Genomic DNA, 22,517 nt, shown 5'->3' with positions numbered 1-22,517 from the left:
GTCGAGCAGGAGTAGCGTCGTCGCATGCGCACCTCGTTCGTCCTGATCCTGAGCAGCCTCGTCGTCGCGTGCGGCGGCGCAGCGTCCTCGCCACCAGGCGAGACCACGCCCGCATCGCGTGCGGGCGACGGTTGCAACGTGGCGCCGGTCGCGCTGCGCTTCGCGTGGCCCGACGGCATGCGTGCGCGGGTGCGTGGCGTCGATCTCACCGAGAGCGCGTTCGCCGACGGCTCGCACCCGATGCGCGGCGAGTCGTTCTCCGAGCTGCGCCTCGAGGTGAGCGCGGAGGGCGACGCGCGCCGGATGCGCTTCGTCGTCGACGGGCGCAACCGCATGCGCAGCCAGGGGCTCGCGCCGGACATCGGGGGCGCGCGTCCGACGCTCGTGCTCGACGGTGCGGGCACGGTGGTCGGCGTCGAGGGCGTCGACGAGATGCGGCGCGCGCTCGAGGAAGCGGTGGCGCGCGGCGAGATCGATCCCCGCTCGGTCGCGATGGTCCAGCCGAACCTCACGGCGCAGGCGCAGCTCGCGACCGCGCATGCGCACTGGGACTGGATCCTCGCGGCGTGGAGCGGGCAGACGCTCGGGTGCGGGCAGGTCGTGCGCGGCTCGGCGCGGGTGCCTGCGCTCTCGCTCGGCGCGACGACGCCCACCGAGGTCGACACCGAGCTCGAGCTGATGGGCGTCGCCCCGTGTGGCGAGGCCGTGGTCTCGCCCGAGGCGCGCTGCGTCGCGCTGCAGGTGCGCCAGCACGCGCGCGCAGCCTCGCTGCGCGACGCGCTCGCGGGGTTCGCGGCGCAGCAAGGCGGAGACCTCACGGGCGCGACGCTCGAGCGCACGATCGATCTGGTCGTCGAGGTCGCGACGCTCGCGCCGCATCGTGTGGTCGTCGAGGAGCGCTCGTCGCTCACCTGGCGCGCGCCCGGCGAGCCCGACCTCACGCGCAACATCGTCGATCGACAGGACTACGCGTTCGACTACTCGGTCGTGCCCACGCCCGGAGGAGAGGAGCGCAGCACCCAGATCATGTTCGATCCCGAGGGCGGCGGGTTCGCGGTGTTCCGTGACGGGCAGCAGGTGCAGCTGCCGCCGACCCCGGCGTGCCGTGCGTTCGTCGCGTGCTGCGGCGCGGTCGCGAGCGCGGGCGCGATCTGCGGCATCCTCGTCGCGCAGCACCAGGGCGGCGACTGCACCGAGGAGCTCGCGACGGTGCGCACGATCGCGGCCGGCGGCGAAGGCGAAGTGCCCGCCGAGTGCCGCTGATCGTTCTCCTGGGGAGAACGATTGCGCGTCACACGCCGCCCTGCGGACGCGTGGCAGACTCGGCGCGTCGATGGACGAGCGCCTCTATCCCGCACCTCCCGCGCGACTTCCACCGGGCTACCTCGGGTCGCCCCTCTCCTACCGCGCCCAAGCGCTCGGCGTCCTGCTCGCGATGGGCCTCTTCGTCGCGGTCTACGTCGCGCTGCTCGCGGGCACGGTCGCGGCGCTGCGCTGGGTCGTCGTGCACGTGCCGCCACGCGACCTCCCGATCTTCCTCTTCTTGTTCTGGGTGGGCGCGATCCTCGCGCTCGGGCTCGTGCTGCTCTTCCTGCTGAAGGGCCTGCTGGTTCGTCAGGCGCGCGCACGCGACGCGTGGATCGAGCTCCTGCCCGCGCGCGAGCCGGTGCTCTTCGCGTTCCTGGCGCGGCTCGCGAAGGAGGTCGGCGCGCCCGTCCCGCGGCGCGTGTACGTCGCGCCCGACGTCAACGCCGCGGTGTTCCAGGACACGACGTTGCTCTCGCTCGTCCTGCCCGCGCGCAAGCAGCTCGTGATCGGCCTCGGTCTGATCAACGCGCTCGATCTGCGCGAGCTCAAGGCCGTGCTCGCGCACGAGCTCGGGCACTTCTCGCAGCGCTCGATGCGGCTCGGGAGCTACGTCTACTTCGGCCAGCAGATCCTCGTGCAGCTCGTCGCGGGTCGTGACGCGGTCGACGTCGCGATCGATCAGCTGCGGTTCGCGTCGCGTCGCGAGCTGAGCCTCGTCGGATGGACCGCGTACGGGCTCGTCGCCTCGATGCGCGCCGTGCTCGCGGCGACGTACCGACTGGTCACGCTCGCCGATCGCGCGCTCTCGCGCGAGATGGAGCTCCACGCCGATCGCGTCGCGATCGCCGCGGCGGGCAGCGACGCGACGGTGCGCCTGCTCGGACGCGTCGCGTACGGACAGGCGTGCCTCGATCACGCGATGTCGGAGCTCGCGCACGCGGGCGATCACGCGTTCTTCACGACCGACCTCTACGCGCACCAGCTCCGCGCGGCGGAGACCCTTCCCGACGAGGCGTTCCGCGCCGAGTGGGCCCGGCTCGACGCGCCGCTCGGGCCCGATCTGCAGCCGCTCTTCCCGCCCGGTGCCGACGACGCGCGCCCGTCGATGTGGGCGACCCATCCGCCGAACGCAGCGCGCGAGGAGGCGGCGCGCGCACCGTGGATCGAGGCGCGTCGCAGCGTGGGCGACGAGACGTCGGCGTGGGCGCTCTTCGCCGATCCCGAAGGGCTGCGGCAGCGCATGACGATGCAGCTGAGCCGGCGCATGCATCCGGGGCGTACGCTGCGCTTCACCGACCCCGCGACGGTCGAGCGCTTCCTCGCCGAGGAGCGCGAGAGCGCGAAGCTCGACGCGCGTCATCGCGGCGCCTACGGACAGCGGCTGATCGCGTCGCTCCCGCTCGACGAGATGTTCGCGCGGGCGAGCGCGCGAGGGATGGAGCCCGAGGCGGTCGAGCGCGCGCTCGTGGAGCTCTACGGGCCGGACCACACGCGCGCAGTCGAGCGCGTCGAGGAGATCCTCCGAGAGCTCGAGTCGCTGTCGCGCGCGCTCGCACACGCGGAGCAGGAAGGACGATCCAGCGCGACCGTGCGCGGGTTCGAGAGGCCGCTCGAGGAGGTGCGCAACGTCGCGCTGCCGCTCGAGGCCGAGCTCGAGACGCTGGACGCGGCGCGCGATGCATGGGACCGCCGCGTCGCCGAGGTGCACGCGCGGATGGCGACCGACCTCGGCGCCGAAGCAACGAACGAGCTGCGCACGCGCTACGCGTTCCACCTCGCGATCCAGGATCTGCGCGGCGGGATGATGCGCGCCGCGGCGCTGCTTCGTCCCGCGATCGAGGTCGCGGGCGCGCCGGTCGCCGTCGCGCCGCACGTGCAGGAGCACGTGATGCGGCTCGCGCTCGACGCGCGCGGTGTCGTCGCGGAGGTGCTCGCGCACGCCGGCACGCTCGTCGCGCCCGCGCTGCCCGGGCTCGCGCGCTCCGAGCCGCTCTCGCGCGTTCTCCTGCCCGAGCCGCTGATCTCCGACCCGCGGCTGATGGAGGCCCGGATCTCGAGCGACGTGATCGAGCGCCTCGCGCGACAGCACGGCGAGGTGCTCGATCGTCTCGAGCGCGTCCGCCGCAAGAGCCTCGCCGGGTTGGTCGCGTCGCAGGACGCGATCGCGGCGCGCTGGTCCGAGGCGCGCGCTACGGCAGCTCCACGTCGGTGAAGCGCGAGCGGCCGTGATCGAAGTGCAGGTGATCGAGGTGATCCGCGCGCGGCGGGCCCACGATGCCGCGGAAGCTCTGCTCGTCGATCATCCGCTGCACCAGCGCGTGCCAGAAGCGCGCGTGGATCGCGTCGTCGCCGGTCGCGCTCCAGTGGTCGCGGATCGTGATCTCCTCGCCCTCCTCGAGCACGATGCCGCGCACGTCGACCGCGTTGCCGAGCGCGTGCTCGCTGATGCGCGTGGGGTTGCCGCGCATCGCGCGACATCGATGGCTGCTCGCCGAGAGCAGACGGATCGGCGCGCGGTGGTACGTGACCAGCGCGGTCTCGAGGATCGCACGCTCGAGCGCGCGCACCGCGGGCACGACCGCGGGATGCACGCGCAGCGCGGGACGCCACGGCACCGGATCGCCCGCGTGGTCGACGAGCGGCACCTCGGGGCATCCCTCCGCGAGCTGCGCCCCGTCGCGCGGGAGATCGTCGAGCACGTAGGGCTCCTCGACGCGCGGCTCCTCGCGCGCGACGATCGGCGTGCCCGCGTCCACACGCTCGACCGCCGCATCGACGATCACCGGTGCGCGCACCACCGGCTCGGGCCCCGTCGCCACCGCCATCGCGAGCGCCACGAGCGCGACGAACGAGAGCAGCACCGTGATCGCCGCGACGAGCCCCTGCCCGTCTCGCGTGATCACCTCTCGCGCTCGCCGCCACATCCGACGAGGAGAACATGCGGGCCCCGACGCGTCATGGAAACCCGCAGCAGGCCGGTCGACTCATTGACTGTCGAAAATCGGCTCGCCCGCCGGTCCCTACCGTCCGCGCGCTGCGCGCGCTCCCGTCCGGGACCTGCGGGACGAGCACCCCCGCAAGGACTCATTTGACATCGCTGCAGGCGGAGTCGAGCCTGCTCGCACGCATGGCTTTGCAACGAATCCACCCATCGCTCGGCGCGCTCTTCGCGATCGCGCTCTCGATCCTCGCGCCCGCGGCGCTCGCGCGCGCGCAGGAGTGCGCCGAAGGACGCGTGAGCACACCGGAGACGCTCGGCCGCTGTTGTTGGCCCGGCCAGTCGTTCTCCGAGGCGCTCGGTCGCTGCTCGGGCGCGCCCACGTGCCCGCCGCCGTTCGTCGCCGAGGGCGATGCATGCGTGCCGCCCTACACCGCGCACTACGGGCTGCCGGCCGAGTGGGCGAACGCTCCGGCGCCCGCCGACGATCTCGCGGTGGTGCCCACCACGACGCGCCCCTCCTCCACCCAGCCCGCGCTCGCGTGGCCCGACGAGCCGCGCTCGCTGAACGAAGCGATCGTCTCTCCGCGCCTCGAGCGCGGCACCGACGACGGCCTGCTCGTCGCCGGCCTCTCGACGTTCCTCGGCGGCTACCTCGGAGGCTTCATCCTCGCGCTCGCCGACGAGGCCGCGCGCAACTGCCAGGAGTTCGGCCCCGTGAGCTTCGGCTCGGTGGGCTGCGAGAGCTGGCCCTACGCGTTCATCCCGGTCGTCGGCGGCGTGCTCGCGGGGACGATCATCGAGCGCGAGGGCGCATGCTGTCGCAACGTCGCGCTCGGGATCGGCTTCGGCCTTCCGCTCGCGGCGATCCAGGGCTTCGGGCTCACGCTGATGGCGCTCGCGCTCTTCGGCGGCGCCGAGCACCTCGTGCCCGGCGAGACCGGCGGCGTCGAGGTCGCGGGCGTCTCGATCACGCCGTACTTCACGAGCACGGAGGGCGGAACATGGCTGCGCGTCGAGCTCTGATCGCGATCGTGCTCGCGGTCGCATCGCTCGGCTGTCAGGCCGGGCAGCGCGTGCCGCCGGTGCTGGTCGGCCCGATGCGCGCCGGCCCTTCGCGCGAGGCGTTCGACGCGCTGCTCGACGGCGTGCGCTCCGCGGGCTTCACCGTCGAGGACGCCGACGTCGTCGCCGGCCGCTTCCGCGTCGTCTCGCGCTACGCCGATCGCTCGACGCGCATCGGCGAGCACGCGTTCGTCGTGCAGTGCTTCCAGACCGGTCACGTGCAGATCGTCGCGGTCGGACCGCGCGTCGGCCACGAGGGCTCGGACTACGTGATGCCGCCCGGCCTGCGTCGCGAGCTCGTCGCGCTCTCGCAGGTGCTCACCCGCATCACGATGTGATCAGGCGGGGCTCTCGCTCCCTCCGCGCTCGTCCTCGTCGCCGTTCACCGGCGCGGGCGTGTGATCGGGCCGCGGCTTCAGCGCGTCGTGCGCGGCCATCAGCGGGTCGTGCTCGTCGCGCTCCTTCGGCCAGATCATCGACGCGACGATCGATGCCGTGATGATCAGCGCGATCACGCCGAGCGAGAGCCCGATCGGGACCTCCACGATGTCGGCGATCAGCATCTTCACGCCGACCAGCACGAGCACCGCGCTCAGGCCGAGCTTGAGGAAGTGGAACCGGTGCACGACGCCCGCGAGCAGGAAGTAGAGCGAGCGCAGCCCGAGGATCGCGAAGATGTTCGACGTGTAGACGATGAACGGGTCGGTGGTGATCGCGAACACCGCCGGGATCGAGTCGACCGCGAACACGAGGTCGGTGGTCTCGATCAGCACGAGCACCACGAAGAGCGGCGTCGCGAGCAGCTGCATGCGACCCGGGCTCGTCTCGCGGCGCACGAAGAAGTGCGAGCCCTCGTAGGTCTTGCTGACCGGGACGATCCGCTTGAGCAGGCGGAGCACCGGGTTCGCCTCGAGCTCGATGTGGTGCTCGCTCTGCGTCGCCATGCGCAGCCCGGTGACCACCAGGAACCCGCCGAACAGGTAGAGGATCCAGTGGAACCGGCTCACCAGGAACGCGCCCGCGGCGATCATCGTGCCGCGCATCACGAGCGCGCCGAGGATGCCCCAGAAGAGCACGCGGTGCTGGAACTGCGGCGGGACCCGGAAGTACCCGAAGATCAGAACGAACACGAAGATGTTGTCGACCGAGAGCGCCTTCTCGAGCAGGTAGCCGGTGAGGAACTGCGTGCCCGCCTCCGGCCCTTGGATCGAGTAGATGCCGGCGCAGAACGAGAGCGCGAGCGCGATCCACACGACGCTCCACACCGCGGCCTCGCGGAGCCGGACGCGATGCGCTTCGCGATGGAACACGAAGAGATCGAGCGCGAGCATCGCGAGCACGAACCCGTTGAAGACCACCCAGGGCCAGATCTCCGCCACGCGCTCTCTCCTTGGTCGCGCGAGTGCGTAGCGAGAACGGTGCCGAGCACGAAAGCACGACGAGCCCGCGGCGTGTCCGCCACGGGCTCGTCTCGCAATCGAGCTCGGCTGGCTCGATCAGTCCTGCTCGCCCTCGTCGGGCATCTGGATGTCGACGGTCGGCATCTCGACCTGCTCGCGGCGCGTCTCGATGTCGACGTCGGGGACGTCGACGCCCTCGGTGCGCGTGCCGGTCTCGATCTCGGCGGTGTCGACGTCGTACTCGGGCATCTCGCCCTCGCGGACCTCGACCTCCGGAAGCCGGCCCTCGCGCGTCTGATCGACGTCGCAGCCGATCGCGAAGGCCGCGAGGCCGAACGCGACGAGCAGCTTCGTGGCGTGGCGGTACATGGGTCTCCTCCTCCCGCGCTCGTCGCGGGCATCGTGGAACGCCCTGCGACGGAGCATCGGACGTGCCGTCGGTCCGCGGCATGCGCGAGGATCGGCGCGGCACGCCCGTGCGGCGATCACGCCGCGAGGCAGATCGCCGCACCACGGACGCGCACGACACGACAGGTGGCGGTCAGCTCGTGAGCTCGACCGCGCGGCCCCGCACGCGCGCCGCGCCCGCCGGCCAGATCGTCTCGAGGTGCCGCGCGAACATCGGGTTCGTCATGCCGAACGTCAGGAACGTGCGGCGGTACCCGGCGTGCTGGGAGTCGACGATCGCGTCGCGCTCGGGCGCGGCGAACGTGCGCTCGGTCGCGCGCGAGAGCACGCGTGCGTCCATCTCCGCCTGCGTCCGCAGCAGCCCGTCGATCGCGGCGACGAGGTCGAGGTAGTCGGCGAACGCCTCCTCGATCTGCGCCGGCGACGCGAGCCGGAGCAGCTTGTCGAGCTCGAGCGCGTCGATGCGCGCGTGCTGCGACTCCTCGAGCCAGTGCATGCGCAGCAGCTTCGAGAAGAACGGATCGATCGTGTCGTCGTCGCGGATGCACTCGACGTAGTGCGCCTGCGTCATGATCTCGAGGTGGAGCGTCACCATCATCACGGCGATGGGGCTCTTGCTCATCACGACGCTCGCGACGTCCGACGCGCCCTCGAGCACCTCGGTGTCGTAGCCCGCGTCGCGCCGGAACGCGTCGACGTAGCGGTAGAAGAGCTTCTGGTGCTTCGCCTCTTCGTCGGCGAAGCGCAGCAGCGCGCGGATCGCGTCGTGATCGCCGAAGAGCTCGGCGTGCGCGTGCTGCGTCATCACCGCGAGGATGTACTCCTCGACGAACGCGAAGAGGTTCAGGTACGCGTTGCCGTTGATCTGGTTGAGCACGCGCCGCTCGCGCCCGTTCAGGAACGCGAGCTCGTCACGCCCCGCGAGCGTGCGCGGCAGGAACGGACGCGTGAAGTCGAGCCGCGTGCCCGGCGGCATCACGTCGTCGATGGCCCACGCGACCTTCTCGGACGCGCGGACGCACGATTCGTAGTCGAACGAGAGATCGAGCATGGTTTCCCCCCCACCTGCGCGTCAGGTCTCTTTCGCGCCGAGCAAGATCGCTTGGATCTTGATCGAGCGACCGATCGATTCGAGCACGCCTCCGTGCTTCATGAGCTCGACACCGAAGCGGTAGCGCGCCTCCGGGCTGTCGAGCGACGCGCGACCGATGCGGCGCAGCGTCTCCTCGATCAGCACGCTCGCGCGCGCCTCGCCCATCACGTTGACGAGCTTCTTCAGCGCGGGATCCGACCCGGTTGCCTGTTGGCTCATGCCGCGCTCCCCCTCGAGCGGCACCGAACGAGACCACGCTATCGCGGACGACCCACCTATGGGAAGCCCTAGGTGGGCTCACCCACGAGAGGTCTCGCACGCCGACGGACGGGGACGGCCGAGCCGGAGCGTCGAGACGAACACGAACGCGGTCGACACGAGCACGAACGCAGCGACGAAGGTCATGCGCCGGGCGTGGTCCATCGCGCGTGCCATCGTGAAAAACAGCGAGAAACACCGAGAGCGCGGGATGCCGCAGACACGGAGGCGTGTCGCCGGCGACGCGTGCGGTTGGAATTCACGTCGCTCGAGGACGATTCCCGGCAACGCCCGCGAGGGCGCTCGCACTGAGGTCCACGGGGCACGCGAGAGGCCCCGGGGAGGCTCGAGTGGACAAGCACGCGAGGTGCGGAGCGGTGATGTGTTTCGTGGGTCTCGCGATCGGGTGCGCGAGCACGGCGCAGCCAGTGGGCAGCGGGCTCAGCGAGGGGCGCGCGCTCTCGGCGCTCTCGGGCGACGAGGTCCGCGTGTTGTGCGAGTGGCAGCTCGCGACGGTGCACGAGGCGCGCGGGCCCGAGGCGTTGACGCGGATGTCGTGCCTGTCGGGCGCGCTGCGCACGGCGGTGGACGAGGCCTCGTGCGAGGCCTCGCTCGAGGCGTGCCTCACGAGGACCCGCGAGACGCTCGACGAAGCGAACGTGTGCGACGGGGCCCACGAGGTGCCGGACTGCGATCCCGCCCACCGCGTCGGCGACTACGAGGCGTGCGCGCGCGATGCCGTCGAAGCGCTGCTCACGATCGAGCTCGACTGCTCGATGGTGGGCGACACCGCGCAGATCGACGCGGAGCTCGCGGCGCTGGCCCCGGCGCCGGGATGCGAGTGGATCGGCGAGCGCACGTGCGCTCCGTTCGCGCCGCCGCCCGAGGAGTGACGTGGTGCTCCGCTCGCTCGCGATGCCCCTCGTCGCCGTCGCGCTCTGCGCGATCGCGACACGCGCGGCGGCCGACGGACGCGTCGTGCTGCGCGTCGCGAGCGAGGATCCACTGAAGGGCGCGCTCGCGTTCGAGCTGCGACAGCGCGGCATCGAGACGATCGACGACGTGCCGCCCGGCGAAGGCGATGCCCAGCGGCGCGCCCACGAGTCGCGCGTGATGGCCCAGGCGCTCGGCGCGGACGCGGCGCTCTGGGTCGACGCGGGGCCCGACTGGCAGACCGCGGTGGTGCGCGTGGTGCGCGCCGAGGACGGTCGCGAGACGAGCACGCCCCTGCCGCGACGCGCGCTGATCGACGAGCCGCGCGAGTCGGCGCTGGTCGCGTCGGTGCTGGTCGAGGAGCTGCTCGCGATGCCGATCGCGCCGCCGCCGCGCCCCGCGCCGGTCGCGGCGCACGCGCCTGCGACGGAGAGCGATGCGCGCGAAGAGGTCGTGCCCGAAGAGCGGGTGTTCGGCGTGCTCGCGACGGGCTTCTGGGTCGAGCCCTCGAGCGACGCGCGCGGCGGGTTCGCGGCGCGCGGCGCGATCGGGCTCGAGTGGCGGAGCGGCCTGCGCGCGGCGGTGTCGCTCGCGGCGATGCCGACGCTCGAGTCGGGTGAGTGGAACGACTACGAGGTGTCGGGCGTCGCGGGCGCGTTCGCGATCGGCGTCGAGGGCGGGCTGCGCGCGGCGGTGCCCGGGCACGCGCTCTCGGTCGGTGCGCACGCGGTGATCGGGCAGGCGCTGCACGTCGGGCTCGCGACCGATCCCGACCCGATGACCTGGTCGTTCGTCGCGCTCGTCGGCGGCCACGCGGGCATGGCGATCCCGGTGGGACGCACCGCGGAGATGGGCGTGCGCATCGACGTGGACGTGTGGCTCGCGTCGGCGCGCGCAGCGATGCCGGCGATCGGGCTCTCGATCCAGTGGGGATGGCGATGAGCGAGACGTTGCCGCTCGATGCGCTGCCCGACTGGGTGCACCTGTCGCCGGGAACGCCGCACGAGCGCGTGATGCTGGAGCGATTGGTCGCGCGGCTGCGAGGAGGCGACGATCGCGTGCTCGAGCGCGTGGTGCGCGAGCTCGTGCCCGCGGTGCGGCGATGGGCGTACCGACTGCTCGGCCCGCACCCCGACCTCGACGACGCGATCCAGGACTCGCTCGCCGAGATCGCGTCGGCGCTGCCGCGCTTCGAGGGGCGCTCGAGCGTCGCGACGCTCTCGCACCGCATCGTGGTGCGCACCGTCGCGCGGTACTACGGCCGCAACCGCATGCGCGGCGACGCGGACGTGGAGGCGCTCGCGGACGAGGGGAGCTGTCCCGAGCGCGCGCTCTCGTCGCGACAGCGCGTCGCGCGGCTCTACGCGCACCTCGATGCGCTCTCCGAGCCGAGGCGCACGGCGTTCGTGCTCTGCGCGATGGAGGAGATGTCGCCCACCGAGGCGGCAGCGATCGTGGGGTGCACGCCGCTCGCGATGCGCAGCCGCTTGTTCGACGCGCGGCGCGAGCTCGAGGCGCGGATCGCGAAGGACGCGGCGCTGAGGAGGGAGCGATGAGCGAGCTCGACGATCTGCTCGAGGACGCGCGCGCGCTCGAGCCCTCTCGCAGCGAGGCCGACGATGCGGCGCTGGCCCGGCGCGCCGTGCTGGCGGGACGCGCGCGAGCACGCACGAGGGCGTGGCGGCGCGGCGCGATCGCGGCGATGGGGCTCGTCGCCGCCGCGATCGTCATCGCGGTGGTGGACGGAGAAGAGAAGGAGCCGGCGCCGGCGATCGCACCGCACGAGATCGTCGAGCTCACGCTGCCCACCGGCGATCGTCTCGCGACGACCGGCGACGCGCGCTTCGAGGTGCGCTCGACCGAGCGCGCGCGTCGGATCCATCTCGCGCACGGTGCGGCGATGTTCGACGTCGCGCCGCTCGGCGCGGGATCGTCGTTCGAGGTGTCCACGCCACACGCGATCGTCGCGGTGCGCGGCACGGTGTTCGTGGTCGAGGTCGGCGAGCGCGCGACCTCGGTGCGCGTCTACGAAGGGCACGTCGAGGTGCGGGAGCGCGACGCGCGGGTGGAGCTCGGTGCGGGAGCGCACGTGCACGTCGACGCAGCGAGCGCGCGGAGCGCGCGCTTGGAGCCGCGCGCCCGCGATGCGGCCGCGAGGCGCGCACCGATCGCGAGCATCGCGACACCCGAGCCCATCGAGCTCGTCGCGCCCGCTGGGGACGAGCCGCCACCTCGCGCTCGTCGGCCCCGACGCGTCGCCCCGCCCGCGACCCCGGAGCCGACGCCCGACCCCACCGTGCTCACGCGCGAACGTCGCGACGACGCGCGCGCTCGTCTTCTGCGTGGCGATCCCACGGCCGCGCTCGCTGCGCTGCCTCCGCCCGCGGAGCGCGACGGCGAGTGGACGCTCCTCGAGGCCGACGCGCTGCGCGCCCTCGGGCGCGACGCCGAAGCCGCGGAGGTGTACGAGCGCGCCGCGCGCACGTTGCCCGCCGGCCTCGCACGCAGCGCGGGCTTCCTCGCGGCCGAGCTCCACCTCCGCCGCCTGCACGACCCCACGCGCGCGCTCGCCGCGCTCGACGCGAGCCACGCCGACGCGGAGGGCACCGCGCTCCGAGAGCGTGCGCTGGTGCTCCGCGCCGAGGCGCAGCTCGCGAGCGATCGTCGCACCGACCTCGCCGAGACCGCGCGCCGCTATCTCGACGCCTACCCCGACGGCCCGCGCGCTGCGTGGATGCAGCTCCACGCGCGGTGAGCGCCCAGTGCCACCGTGGCACTCAGGCCATCAGCTCACTCACGGTCTCGCTCACCTGACCGCCGCGGTTGCCGAACTGGGTGAACGGCAGATCGAGCGCCTGCAGGATCGAGAGCAGGATCTTGCTGGTGTTGTCGCCCAGCCGACGCACGTGCAGGCCCGAGCGCAGGCGTCCGCCGGCGCGGCCCGCGACCAGCACCGGGTAGTCGTCGATCGAGTGCGCGCGCCCATCGGCCACGTCGCTGCTCGCGAGGATCGCGCAGTGATCGAGCAGGTTGCCGTCGCCCACCGGGATCGCGCGCAGCGCCTCGAGCTGGTACGCGAACTCCTCCATGATGTAGCGCGTGATGTTCTGCATCATCGGCTGATCACCGGCCTCGTCGTGGCTGAGGCTGTGGTGGTTCTCGCCGGCGCCGAGCGCGCGGTACACGGCGAGGCTCACCCCGCCGCTGAACATGTTCGAGAAGACGCGCGTCTGGTCGCACGCGAGCGACATCGCGACGAGGTCGCTCATCGTGCGCGAGATCGGGCGGTAGTCGAACGAGTCGAACGTGCCGGGCGCCTCGGGGCGCGCGCACGCATCGATCGGCGGCGGCATCGACTCGATGACCTCGATCTGCCGCTCCAGCGTCCGCACGCTCTCGAGGTGCTGCTGGATGCGCATGCGATCGGTGGTGCCCACGCGCGACTCGATCGCGCGCGCGTCGCTCATCACCGCATCGAGGATCGAGCGGCGCAGCGCGAGCCGCGGATCGACGGTCGGCGTCGTCGAGGGGTCGGTGAACCCGTCGCCGAAGATCCGATCGAACACCGCGCGCGGCGAGTAGATCGGCGGGTTCGCGTTGTCGGGACCGTTGTGCGAGAGGTAGTGGAGCGTCGTGCCCTCGCCGCGCACCACCTGCTGCGTGATCCCGATCTCGAGCGAGCGGAACCGCGTGGGCGAGCTCTCCGCGAACGCGCGCGCGACGACCTGGTCGATGCTCGGCGCGCTGAACGTCGACGCGTAGGGCGCGCCCATCGGGTCCTGCGAGATCATCGGCGAGCCCGACAGGATCCCGACCGCGCCCGCGTGATGACCGCGCTCGTTGCCGGTCTTGATGTCCATCCCGCTGACGACCGAGACGTACTCCTTCACCGACGCGAGCGGCTCGAGCGCCGGCGAGAGGGGATAGTCGGCCCCGGTGCCGCTGGGGTTCCAACGGTCCTTCTTGACCCCGTTGCCCCAGAAGAAGACGCCGAACCGCTTGGGGACGGTCTCGCCACCCGCGTAGGCGGTCCCGTTCACGTCGAACATCGCCTCGAGCGGCGGAAGCGCGACGGCGATCGCCGCACCACCGAGCATCCCGCGGAGGACCGTGCGCCGATTGAGCGTGAAGCGTCCCATGTCAGTCCGGGCTCCCTGCGAAACGGAATCCATCGCTCGTCACGAGCTCGACCATCAGCGCGCCCAGCTCGGGCTCGCCGGCGAACGCATCGGCCAGGTCGCGGATCGTCGGCTCCTCGCCGCGCGTCTCCACGTGCCCCGTGCCGTAGCGGTAGAGGTTGCGCACCAGGCACGCGGTGAGCTGCGGGTGCGAGGCCATCGCCTGTCCGAGCTCGCGCGCGTCGGCGAACGCGGTGCCGTCGAGCTCGCCGCTCGGATCGATCGTCGCGCCGTTCTCCTGCTCGCGGAAGCTGCCGATCGCGTCGAAGTTCTCGAGCGCGAGGCCGATCGGGTCGGTGATCGAGTGGCAGCTCGCGCACGCCGGGTTCGCGCGGTGCTCCTGGAGGCGCTCGCGCATCGTCGGCAGCTCGGGGCTGGGCTCGGGCAGCTCGCCGACGTCGGCGGGCGGCGGCGGGATCGACTGGCAGAGCAGCGTCTCGCGCACGAACTTGCCGCGCAGCGTCGGCGACGACGCGTGGCTGTGGGAGAAGAGCGCGAGCACCGACGCCTGGCCGAGCAGACCGGCGCGCGGACCATCGGGCAGCTCGACGCGCGCCCATCCTTCGGCCGGCGCCTCGACGCCGTAGAGCCCGGCGAGCTCGGCGTTCACGAACGTGGTGCGCGTGGTGAAGAGGTCGCGGTAGCTGCCGCCCTCGACCAGCAGGTGATCCTCGATGGTGCGCAGCGTCGACTCGCGCATCGCCGCGCCGATCGTCGCGCTCATCGCGGGGAACTCGTCGGGGTCCTGAGGCAGGCGATCGAGGCCCTCGAGGCGCAGCAGCTCGGCGAAGAAGTCGCGCAGCGCGCCGCGGCTGCGCTCCTCGGCGACCAGGCGCTCGGCCTGCGCGCGCAGGATCTCGGGGTCGACGAGGTCGCCGCGCTCACCGGCCGCGAGCAGCTCCTCGTCGGGCGGCGCGTTCCAGATCAGATAGGAGAGGCGCGACGCCATCTCCACGCTCGAGTAGCGGCGGCGCCCGTCGGCCTCTTCGCCGATCTCCACGCGGAAGAGGAAGTTCGGCGACTGGAGCAGGCCCGCGGTCGCCATCGCGAGGCCCTGGTAGAAGTCGCCGAGCACCGTCGCCGACTGATCGGCGATCGCGACGTATCGAGTGACCTCGTCGACCGCGAGCGGGCGGCGCCACGCCCGGCGACCGAACGACTCGATGAACTCGCGCGCGCACGAGGTGTCGACGGTGCCGCCCGGCGTGCAGGGCACGAGGTCCCCGCGACGCGCGGCGTCGGTCAGCTCGCTCTCCGCGATGCGGAGCGCCGCGGACTCGTAGAGCTCGGCCGCGCGCGGCGAAATCGTGGTGCGCGCGCTGCCGATCGCGACGAAGCCGTTCACCGGGGTATCGGCCTCGAGCTCGACGTCGACCTGGGCGTCGTCGCCGAAGAGCGAGCGCATGGTCGCGTCGTACTGCACCGCGGTCAGACGGCGCATCGCGGCCTGCACTGGCTGCGTGGTCGTGGGGATGGGATCCGGTCCGCCGTTCCAGCCACCACCGGGACCGACACCGCGCGAGTCTCCGAGGTCGCCGACGCACGCACCGAGCGCGAGGAGGCCGGCAGTCACCAGCAGCGTCGCGCGAAGTCGAGAGAGGCGCATGGTCGGCGCACCTCTGCACCGGTCGTACCGGGACGGAACACCCCGGATCTTCGTGTGATCCGTGGAGCAGAGCATGTTCCGCGGCGCACCGCGTGCTCCGATCCGGGGTCTGGAGAGCCCAGCAAGCGGCGCTCGCCCGCGAGGCGGTGCTCGACCTATGCTCGCGGACGTGGCGGGGATCGGATCGGTGCTCGGCGATCGCTGGGAGCTCGTCGCGCCGGTGGGCGGCGGCGGCATGGGCACCGTCTGGCGCGCGCGCGATCGGCAGGGCGGCGAGGACGTCGCGGTGAAGCTGATGGCGAAGCACGTGCGCGGCCTCGCATCGTTCGAGGAGCGCTTCTCGCGCGAGGCGATCGCGTGCGAGTCGGTGCGTCATCCCAACGTCGTCTCGGTGCTCGGCCACGGCACCACCGACGAGAACGAGCCCTACCTCGTGCTCGAGCTGCTCGAGGGCGAGAGCCTCGGATGGAGGATCGAGCGACCGCCGCCGCCGATGGCGCACGAGGCGATCGGATGGATCGTCGACGCGCTCGCCGGGCTCGAGGCGGTGCACGCCGCGGGGATCGTCCATCGCGATCTGAAGCCCGACAATCTCTATCTCGCGAACGGGCGCGACGGGCGCACGCGCGTGAAGCTGCTCGACTTCGGGATCTCGCGCATGACCGCGGCGCCGCCGAAGGGGCGCGCCGCGCAGTGGGACTCGCTCACCCGCAGCGGCGAGATGCTGGGCACGCCGGTGTACATGGCGCCGGAGCAGGGCACGAACGCGCACCACGTCGATCATCGCGCGGACATCTTCAGCGTCGGCGCGATCCTCTACGAGACGCTCGCGGGACGCGCGCCCTTCGAGGGCGCGAACGTGGGCGAGATCCTGCTCGCGGTGTCGGCCGACGACCCCGAGCCGCTCGACGAGCGCGTGCCCGCGATCGGCCGCGAGGTGAGCGCGGTGGTGGCGCGCGCGCTCGCGAAGCAGCCCGACGATCGCTGGCCCGACGCGCGCTCGATGCGCGAGGCGCTCGAGGCCGCGTCGAGGACCGTGCCCGAAGGCACGTCGTGCGGGTTCGTGATCGGCAGCGCGCGCATGCCGCAGATCCGACCGCAACGCGGGCGCGACGAAGAGTCGAAGAAGACCATCCCGAGCGAGCCGCCGCCCGCGACGCCCCACGAGCTGCCCGAGGATGCCGGCGAGGTGTTCGGCGGCGACGTCGATCGCCCCGCGTCCTCGAGGCGGACCTTGATCGCGATGGCGATCGCGATGCTCGGGGCGCTCGCGATCTTCGTCGCGTACGTGGTGCTCGGAGGCGATCCCTGAGCGAGCGCTCGCAGACGCGCCCGGCGTGGGTCGGGCGCATCGCGGCGCATCCGCTGCTGCAGCGCGACGCGCTGGTGGTGCTGGCGTTCGGCGTGGTGCTCACGATCGCGGCGACCGCGCTCTCCTACGAGCGCGCGCAGCAGCACGATCGCGAGCAGCTCGCGGAGCGCGCGGATCGTCTCGCCGACACCCTGCGCGACGAGCTCGGGCGGCCGCTCGAGGTGCTGCGCTCGGTGCCCGCGTTCTTCGCGGCGAGCGAGGAGGTGCCGAGCCGCGACGCGTTCACGGTGTTCGTGCGCGATGCGCTGGCGCGACACCAGGGGATCGCCGCGCTCGAGTGGGCGCCCTTCGTGCGCGACGTCGATCGCGAGGCGTTCGAGGCCACCGCGGGCTTCCCGATCACCGAGGTCGCGCCCGACGGCGCGATGGTGCCGCGCGCCCGCGACGCGATCTACGCGCCGCTGCGCTACGCCGAGCCGTCCGAGGGCATCGCGTTCGGCTACGACCTGCTGAGCGAGCCGGTGCGCCGTGCGAGCGTGGAGCAGGCGCGCGAGCTCGGAGAGCCGGTGGGCTCGCGCCGTCTTCGGCTGGTCGAAGATCCCGAGGGCGTGTTCTCGCTCGCGGTGTACCTCGCGATGTACGAACGCGGCGTGCGCCCCGGGGCGAGCACCGAGCGCGATGCGCGCGCGACGGGGCTCGCGATCGCGCTCTTCCGACTGCGCCCCTTGCTCGATCCGCTGGTCGCGCCGGTGGTGCGCGAGCACGTCGAGCTCGCGCTGATCGATCCCGACGCGCCCGACGATCTGCGGGTGCTCTACGAGACCGCGCCCGGCGTCGCGGGCGAGACGACCGCGTTCTCGCGCGAGGTGGAGATCCCCTTCGCGGAGCGGAGCTTCCGATTGATCGCGCGGCCGGGCGCGGGGTTCGGCGGCGCGCGCACCGAGCCGCTGGTGGTGCTCGTCGTGGGGCTGCTGCTGAGCGCGCTGCTCGCGTGGGCGGCGAGCGGCATCGCGCGCATCCGCGCGCTCGAGGACGAGGTGCGCAGCGCCCGGCGGCTCGGTCGTTACGTGCTCGAGCGCAAGCTCGGCGAGGGCGGCACCGGCGTGGTCTATCTCGCGCGGCACGCGATGATGCGGAGGCCCACCGCGATCAAGATCCTGCGGGGCGCGGATCGCGAGCGCGCGGCGCGCTTCGAGCGCGAGGTGCAGCTGGCGTCGCGCCTGGTGCACCCGAACACGGTGCAGGTCTGGGACTACGGCCGCACGCCCGGCGGCGAGCTCTACTACGCGATGGAGCACGTCGACGGACTGCCGCTCGACGTCGTGGTGCGCGAAGAGGGCGCGCTGCCCGCGGGGCGCGTGGTGCGCATCGTGCGCGCGATCGCGGAGGCGCTCGACGAGGCGCACGGGCTCGGCATCGTGCACCGCGACGTGAAGCCCGCGAACGTGATGCTCGCGATGCGCGCGGGCACGCCCGACGCGGTGAAGGTGCTCGACTTCGGGCTCGGAAAGGTCGTGAGCGGCGAGCTCACCGAGGGCGCGGCGTTCTCGCACGAGGGCACGATGATCGGCACGCCGGTGTACATGGCGCCCGAGCAGATCAGCGCGCCCGCTCGCATCGACGCGCGCGCGGACCTCTACTCGGTGGGCGCGCTCGCGTATCACCTGCTGACCGGCACGCCGCCCTTCGTCGGCGAGACGCCGCTCGCCGTGGCGACGATGCAGCTGCGCGCCGAGGTGGAGCCGCCGAGCCAGCGCCTCGGGCGCGCAGTGCCGGCGGAGCTCGAGGCGCTGGTGATGCGCCTGCTCGAGAAGGATCGCGCCCGTCGGCTCGCGAGCGCGCGGGCGTTGATCGAGGCGCTCGACGCGCTGCAAGGCGTGGTGGCGTTCGGCGACGACGCGGCGCGCGCGTGGTGGGCGACGCGCGGCGAGGCGCTGCGCGCGAAGATGAGCGCGGAGCAGGCGAGCGCGACCGGCGAAGGCGCGGTCGACGTGGACGTGGATCGCCGCGTCGCGTGAGGGTTGCGTCGGAACTCGGCGTCCCGGCCGCGGCGGTGAACGGATCCGCCCGCCTCAGGTCGCTCGTCCCGGTACTAGCGGCACCGGTGCATTGAAAAGCGTCGCGCCCGGCTTGGCGTCCGGGCGCAGTTCACGGATCCACAGATGCACGCCCTTGGTGTCGAGGCCGATTAGTGAGTACGTGTTGCGCTCAGCGCCGGGAAGACGCGGAGCCGCGGCTCCCGAACTGCCACCCGATACGATCACGAGCGGCTCGCGTGCGGGCGTATCGCCCATCGGAAGGACCCCATAGGACGATACACGCGCCTGATGCTGATGTCCGTGGATCACGAGCTGAACGCCGGTCTCGAGTGCTTTGTCCAGAAGCTCGACCGCATTCAGGGTGAGCGAAACACCATTCGCACGCGGCGCTTCGACGGCCGCGACCGGAAGAAGATGATGGTGGAGTGCCATTATCTTAAGAGTGGCCACGATGTCAGTTGCGTGCGGAGGATCGACGCTCAGAGCGTCTAAGCCGCCCGTACCGACGTATCCGTACTCGGTCCATTGCGTGCTGGTAATCGAGCACGAGTTCAACGCACAAACGGTAACTGCGATGCCGGAGAGAATCGACGTCTGGCTGTAGTTCAGCGGATTCTGGATATCTCGCCCCGTCAGTAGCTGGAGGAACATCCGGAACTCGCGTTCGTGCTGAGAGTCGGTCTGGCTCGACACTGCCATCTTGGCGACGTCGACCGTGGCCCCGTCTCGATAGCGTACGATGTCGTGGTTTCCGGGGAGCGCGATGAGATCTTCTTTCTGCAGCCCCAGGGCATTGAGAAGATCAGCCATCTCGCTGAGAATTTGGCCGCGAGTCTTGTCGGTCCAGTCACCGCGTGTCGTAAAGTCGCCGGTCACGATAACGAGACCGATATCGTTTCTGCGATTCAGACGACTCAGATCCTCCACGATGCAGTTCGTGAGAGTACGTCGAAGGTCGCCGATACCCGACGTCTCTCCGCGTGGAAGAAACGCATAGTCCGCGCCGAAGTGGAGATCCGAAAGGTGCAGAATATGCGAGCGGCCCAAACTTCGCGGCCGCAAGCTCACACGCGTGCTCGGCGTAGCGCTGGCTTCAGACACGTCGAGCGGAAGCAGTGTTGTCTCGCCGAGTCGTTCTCCCAGCTCTCGGTCGAATGGAGTGTCCTCAATGGACGCCAGCAGAAACCAGGCGGCGACTCGATCTTTCTGCGATCGGTAGTATGCCGGCACGCGCACATCATCCACCGTTGATGACGACGTGCGAACTTGAAGAAAGCGCGCGCGGAACGCCCTGCTGGTCGCGCGATCAACGATCAGGATGCGCCCACTACCACCGTTCTCCAGCCGCTCGAACAGACCGGTGTGCTCTGGCTCGAAGTTCTTCCGCCACCAGCCCCACCAGACGGCTCCCTGGTTGTCGATCAGCTTGCGGTGCTCCACGATCGTGTCGACGCCGGGGGTCGAGTCACGAAACCGAAGCACTAGGCGAGGTGAGTCCACTGTAGTACCCGTGTGAATGGTGGTCGTGGGAGTTCCCAGTCGTGTAAGACCGCGGCCAGACCGGCTGGCAGCATTGCCGTGTTGGTGCCGGACGAATCTGAGAACGCAGCGAGCGCGTCCCCCACATCCGCAGCACCCATGATCACGGCGACCTCGTTGCGCGAACTCCAAAGGTCGATGCGATCTCGGTTCGGCGCGCGCCGGCTGACAGACGGCCATCGCCAGGACCGGGCCCCGGGCACCGGAGCGATCGAGAAGGGGCCAGGCTGCGCGGGCCGCACACGCAGTGCGAGCTGATACTCGTTCCAAACGAAACGCCGCCACGCTTCGCGTCGGACGAGCGGTGGCGCGAGCGACGGTCGTTCCTCTACTACCAACTCGACTAGGTCTCCGCGCCGCCACGGTCGATCCGCGTCCTCTATGAGCTGCAGACTCCTCGCAACCTTCTCGAACGGAGGGACTTGATACTCAAGCTGCGCTGCATCGACTCGAACCGTCGCCCACCGGGCTAGAGCGGAAAGCAACGTGTGCCTCTCCGCAGCTGCAGACGGCCTCGTGTCTTCGGGCCAGAGCGACGCGTAGATCCTTCCTCCACGCGGGATGTGCTGCGCGACCCACGTGATCCAGCGCTCGTACTCTGTCGGGTACCAGGGCGGATCGGCGAATGCGGCTTCAAAGGTCTCGCCGGTCGCCGGTGCTACTTCGATGTCGACGGTTGCCTGCGGGAGCGCGAGCCCAGGCTGCCGCTCAACAAGCGTGACTGCGTCTCCTTGCTCGACGAGAGCCGCTGCAACGGTGGGCGCGCCAGCCAGTACACACCTCGTGCGATGCAGCCGGTGGGCGAGCATCTGCGTGGTGTCTGGGGTAAATCGCCAGTCGCAATCTAGCGGGTGCGGCTCCGGCCTTCCGACATCGCGCAAGATTAGATGCCTGTGGTGAACCACCATCGCAGTCTACCCAAGAGTACCCGGCATTAGGGCGAGGAGAACATAGCGGCGGTCAAGACGTGGTGTCCGATCCCGATTGCCCCGCCCAACAGACGAGCGCGACCGCGAGCAAGAGCGCGCCCCTCATCTCCCCTCCATCGTGTCGTGCCACTCGAAGTGCTCGGTCTCGTGCGCGGCCTGGCGTCGCGCCGCGTCGGCGTCCTCGTGGAACGTGTCGCCGAGCGGGCGCTCGCCGCCGCCGAACCGACTGAGGATCGCGCCGTCGGGGCCATGCTCGATCACGAGCGTCGCGAGGGGTCGCCGATCGGTGCGCAGGAGGCGCGGCTCGACGGGCCAGGTGTCGTCGTCGAGCGACGAGAGCGCGTGGCCACGCACGCGCGCGGTCTCGCGCAGCGTCCACGGACGCGCATCCGCGGGCAGGCCGAGATCGAGGCCGAGCACGATCGCCGAGCTCTCGATCAGCCCGTCGTCGCCGAGCGTCTCGACGTGCAGGTGCAGACCGATCAGGCGATCGTCGAGATCGCTCGGGAGCTGTCGCACGCGGGTGCGGCGATCGCGCGAGATCAGCATCCCCCGGGGATCGAGCTCGACCTCGGGGCCGAGGCGATCGATCAGCCTCCGGCGCAGCGCACGCAGGCCGATCGCGATGCCGAGGAAACGACTCAGCAGGAACGCAGCGAGCGCGATCGCGCCGAGCAGCACCAGCATCGCGAGCGCGAGCTGCGCGGTCGTGATCAGCCACGCCACGTACATCGTCGAGAGGCCGAAGCCCATCGACACGACGAACGCGCGACGGAACGCGCGGCGCTCGGGCCCGAACGGCCTCCGCAGCGAGAAGGTCGAGCGCGCGCGCTCGATGCCGCGATACGACGCGCGCGGCTCGCGCTTCATCATGACCCGCGCGCGCGCCCGCTCGCGATCCTGCGAGCGCACGCCCGATACGAGCGCGCGCTCGTCGTCCGCGCGCAGCTGGTACACGCCGACCGGCGCGTTCTCGCGCAGCACGTCGAAGAGGCGCGCCCCGTAGAGCTCGACGTTCAGCTCGAGCAGCGAGCCCCGGCGCGCGCGCGATCGGAGGACGACGAGCCGCCTCGCGCGGGCGCGCTCGATCGACGCGATCGCGTCCCACGCGATGAACCGCGCGCCGAAGAACGTCGCGTAGCGCACGCCTCCGCGATCGATCTCGATCCATCGCGCGTGCTCGGTCCACGACGCGATCAGGATCGGCGTCACCGCCATCACGACCCAAGCGGGCCACCAGGACGGTGCTACCAGCGCGAGCAATCCGGACGCGATCAAGAAGGCAACGACGGGTGTCCACGACGCCGGCTTGCGTGGGCTCGTCAGCCGCGAGGGAGGCAGGGGGCTCACCACGCGCCGAATCACAGCACGAAGCCCTCGCCATGGCTTCCCCAGACGCCAGGTGGGCTGGGGTGTGGCGACGCCCGACCCCAGCCTCGACGCGCCGCGTCACCACGATTTTCTTCGGCAATTCGTCTATCCCACATGCGGCACGGGATCTGTAATCGGCC

General features: G+C 71.4%; 20 protein-coding genes. 10 read left to right on the top strand and 10 right to left on the bottom strand.

The genetic code is table 11. The features are described from left to right. Positions 1-24: 24 nt before the first annotated feature. Both I5071_RS39815 and I5071_RS39810 read left to right on the top strand, forming a co-directional pair. On the top strand, positions 25-1,263 hold the full coding sequence (locus I5071_RS39815) for a hypothetical protein (RefSeq protein ID WP_236518610.1): 1,239 nt from the start codon (positions 25-27) through the stop codon (positions 1,261-1,263). A gap of 70 nt (positions 1,264-1,333) precedes the next feature. After that, positions 1,334-3,520, top strand: a complete 2,187-nt coding sequence (locus tag I5071_RS39810; protein ID WP_236518609.1) for a M48 family metallopeptidase — start codon at positions 1,334-1,336, stop codon at positions 3,518-3,520. On the opposite strand, the gene I5071_RS39805 is transcribed toward I5071_RS39810, so the two are convergent. Further along, entirely contained in the window at positions 3,498-4,211 is a 714-nt protein-coding gene (locus tag I5071_RS39805) for an extensin family protein (RefSeq protein ID WP_236518608.1), read from the bottom strand. The genes I5071_RS39810 and I5071_RS39805 overlap by 23 nt on opposite strands. A gap of 185 nt (positions 4,212-4,396) precedes the next feature. Between I5071_RS39805 and I5071_RS39800 the strand changes: the two genes are divergently transcribed. After that, positions 4,397-5,272: a hypothetical protein gene (locus I5071_RS39800; RefSeq protein ID WP_236518607.1), complete on the top strand. Its 876-nt coding sequence runs from the start codon at positions 4,397-4,399 to the stop codon at positions 5,270-5,272. Further along, positions 5,251-5,649: a hypothetical protein gene (locus I5071_RS39795; RefSeq protein ID WP_236518606.1), complete on the top strand. Its 399-nt coding sequence runs from the start codon at positions 5,251-5,253 to the stop codon at positions 5,647-5,649. Before I5071_RS39800 ends, I5071_RS39795 begins: the two co-directional genes overlap by 22 nt. Here I5071_RS39795 and I5071_RS39790 read toward each other — a convergent pair whose 3' ends face one another. From I5071_RS39790 to I5071_RS46740, 5 genes are all read right to left on the bottom strand, one after another. After that, positions 5,650-6,690: a TerC family protein gene (locus I5071_RS39790; protein ID WP_268921189.1), complete on the bottom strand. Its 1,041-nt coding sequence runs from the start codon at positions 6,688-6,690 to the stop codon at positions 5,650-5,652. 117 nt (positions 6,691-6,807) lie between these two features. Continuing rightward, positions 6,808-7,080, bottom strand: coding sequence for a hypothetical protein (locus tag I5071_RS39785; protein WP_236518605.1), 273 nt, complete (start codon positions 7,078-7,080; stop codon positions 6,808-6,810). A 172-nt stretch (positions 7,081-7,252) separates the two neighbouring features. Continuing rightward, on the bottom strand, positions 7,253-8,170 hold the full coding sequence (locus tag I5071_RS39780) for a diiron oxygenase (protein WP_236518604.1): 918 nt from the start codon (positions 8,168-8,170) through the stop codon (positions 7,253-7,255). A 21-nt stretch (positions 8,171-8,191) separates the two neighbouring features. Next, the gene (locus I5071_RS39775; protein ID WP_236518603.1) at positions 8,192-8,431 is read right to left on the bottom strand and encodes a hypothetical protein; all 240 of its coding nucleotides are present in this window, start codon (positions 8,429-8,431) and stop codon (positions 8,192-8,194) included. A gap of 78 nt (positions 8,432-8,509) precedes the next feature. After that, positions 8,510-8,635: a hypothetical protein gene (locus I5071_RS46740; RefSeq protein ID WP_268921188.1), complete on the bottom strand. Its 126-nt coding sequence runs from the start codon at positions 8,633-8,635 to the stop codon at positions 8,510-8,512. A 215-nt stretch (positions 8,636-8,850) separates the two neighbouring features. Here I5071_RS46740 and I5071_RS39770 point away from each other — a divergent pair, with 215 nt between their 5' ends. The 4 genes from I5071_RS39770 to I5071_RS39755 are packed head-to-tail and all read left to right on the top strand — an operon-like array spanning position 8,851 to position 12,158. Next, positions 8,851-9,363 (top strand): hypothetical protein, encoded by a 513-nt coding sequence (locus tag I5071_RS39770; RefSeq protein WP_236518602.1) that lies wholly within the window; start codon positions 8,851-8,853, stop codon positions 9,361-9,363. A gap of 4 nt (positions 9,364-9,367) precedes the next feature. Next, complete coding sequence (locus I5071_RS39765; protein WP_236518601.1) at positions 9,368-10,345, top strand: hypothetical protein; 978 nt, start codon at positions 9,368-9,370, stop codon at positions 10,343-10,345. Further along, positions 10,342-10,959: an RNA polymerase sigma factor gene (locus I5071_RS39760; protein ID WP_236518600.1), complete on the top strand. Its 618-nt coding sequence runs from the start codon at positions 10,342-10,344 to the stop codon at positions 10,957-10,959. Before I5071_RS39765 ends, I5071_RS39760 begins: the two co-directional genes overlap by 4 nt. Then, positions 10,956-12,158, top strand: coding sequence for a FecR family protein (locus tag I5071_RS39755; RefSeq protein ID WP_236518599.1), 1,203 nt, complete (start codon positions 10,956-10,958; stop codon positions 12,156-12,158). The genes I5071_RS39760 and I5071_RS39755 overlap by 4 nt, the downstream gene beginning before the upstream one ends. A 22-nt stretch (positions 12,159-12,180) precedes the next feature. Here I5071_RS39755 and I5071_RS39750 read toward each other — a convergent pair whose 3' ends face one another. Next, positions 12,181-13,542, bottom strand: coding sequence for a DUF1552 domain-containing protein (locus I5071_RS39750; RefSeq protein ID WP_236518598.1), 1,362 nt, complete (start codon positions 13,540-13,542; stop codon positions 12,181-12,183). Position 13,543: 1 nt separating this feature from the next. Continuing rightward, positions 13,544-15,187 (bottom strand): DUF1592 domain-containing protein, encoded by a 1,644-nt coding sequence (locus I5071_RS39745; protein ID WP_236518597.1) that lies wholly within the window; start codon positions 15,185-15,187, stop codon positions 13,544-13,546. A gap of 169 nt (positions 15,188-15,356) precedes the next feature. On the opposite strand from I5071_RS39745, the gene I5071_RS39740 reads away from it, so the two are divergent. Together I5071_RS39740 and I5071_RS39735 are read left to right on the top strand one after the other, a co-directional pair. Continuing rightward, positions 15,357-16,499 carry a serine/threonine-protein kinase gene (locus I5071_RS39740; RefSeq protein WP_236518596.1) on the top strand — a complete coding sequence of 381 codons (1,143 nt, stop codon included), beginning with the start codon at positions 15,357-15,359 and terminating at the stop codon, positions 16,497-16,499. A 74-nt stretch (positions 16,500-16,573) separates the two neighbouring features. Continuing rightward, complete coding sequence (locus tag I5071_RS39735; RefSeq protein WP_236518595.1) at positions 16,574-18,517, top strand: protein kinase domain-containing protein; 1,944 nt, start codon at positions 16,574-16,576, stop codon at positions 18,515-18,517. Positions 18,518-18,571: 54 nt separating this feature from the next. On the opposite strand, the gene I5071_RS39730 is transcribed toward I5071_RS39735, so the two are convergent. Both I5071_RS39730 and I5071_RS39725 read right to left on the bottom strand, forming a co-directional pair. After that, entirely contained in the window at positions 18,572-20,257 is a 1,686-nt protein-coding gene (locus tag I5071_RS39730; RefSeq protein WP_419249615.1) for a metallophosphoesterase family protein, read from the bottom strand. 851 nt (positions 20,258-21,108) lie between these two features. Then, positions 21,109-22,356: a hypothetical protein gene (locus I5071_RS39725; RefSeq protein ID WP_236518593.1), complete on the bottom strand. Its 1,248-nt coding sequence runs from the start codon at positions 22,354-22,356 to the stop codon at positions 21,109-21,111. Between the last annotated feature and the right edge of the window lie 161 nt (positions 22,357-22,517).

This window comes from Sandaracinus amylolyticus, assembly GCF_021631985.1.
Classification (GTDB): Bacteria; Myxococcota_A; Polyangia; order Polyangiales; family Sandaracinaceae; genus Sandaracinus; species Sandaracinus amylolyticus_A.
The sequence above is the reverse complement of the archived record's forward strand: the minus strand, read 5'-3'. Positions and strand labels throughout refer to the sequence as shown.

Coding starts and splice junctions, on each gene's coding strand:
- I5071_RS39775 (WP_236518603.1), bottom strand. CDS start 8,431: ATGAGCCAACAGGCAACCGGGTCGGATCCCGCGCTGAAGAAGCTCGTC.
- I5071_RS39780 (WP_236518604.1), bottom strand. CDS start 8,170: ATGCTCGATCTCTCGTTCGACTACGAATCGTGCGTCCGCGCGTCCGAG.
- I5071_RS39770 (WP_236518602.1), top strand. CDS start 8,851: ATGTGTTTCGTGGGTCTCGCGATCGGGTGCGCGAGCACGGCGCAGCCA.
- I5071_RS39730 (WP_419249615.1), bottom strand. CDS start 20,257: ATGGCCGTCTGTCAGCCGGCGCGCGCCGAACCGAGATCGCATCGACCT.
- I5071_RS39750 (WP_236518598.1), bottom strand. CDS start 13,542: ATGGGACGCTTCACGCTCAATCGGCGCACGGTCCTCCGCGGGATGCTC.
- I5071_RS46740 (WP_268921188.1), bottom strand. CDS start 8,635: ATGGACCACGCCCGGCGCATGACCTTCGTCGCTGCGTTCGTGCTCGTG.
- I5071_RS39755 (WP_236518599.1), top strand. CDS start 10,956: ATGAGCGAGCTCGACGATCTGCTCGAGGACGCGCGCGCGCTCGAGCCC.
- I5071_RS39785 (WP_236518605.1), bottom strand. CDS start 7,080: ATGTACCGCCACGCCACGAAGCTGCTCGTCGCGTTCGGCCTCGCGGCC.
- I5071_RS39795 (WP_236518606.1), top strand. CDS start 5,251: ATGGCTGCGCGTCGAGCTCTGATCGCGATCGTGCTCGCGGTCGCATCG.
- I5071_RS39815 (WP_236518610.1), top strand. CDS start 25: ATGCGCACCTCGTTCGTCCTGATCCTGAGCAGCCTCGTCGTCGCGTGC.
- I5071_RS39745 (WP_236518597.1), bottom strand. CDS start 15,187: ATGCGCCTCTCTCGACTTCGCGCGACGCTGCTGGTGACTGCCGGCCTC.
- I5071_RS39760 (WP_236518600.1), top strand. CDS start 10,342: ATGAGCGAGACGTTGCCGCTCGATGCGCTGCCCGACTGGGTGCACCTG.
- I5071_RS39810 (WP_236518609.1), top strand. CDS start 1,334: ATGGACGAGCGCCTCTATCCCGCACCTCCCGCGCGACTTCCACCGGGC.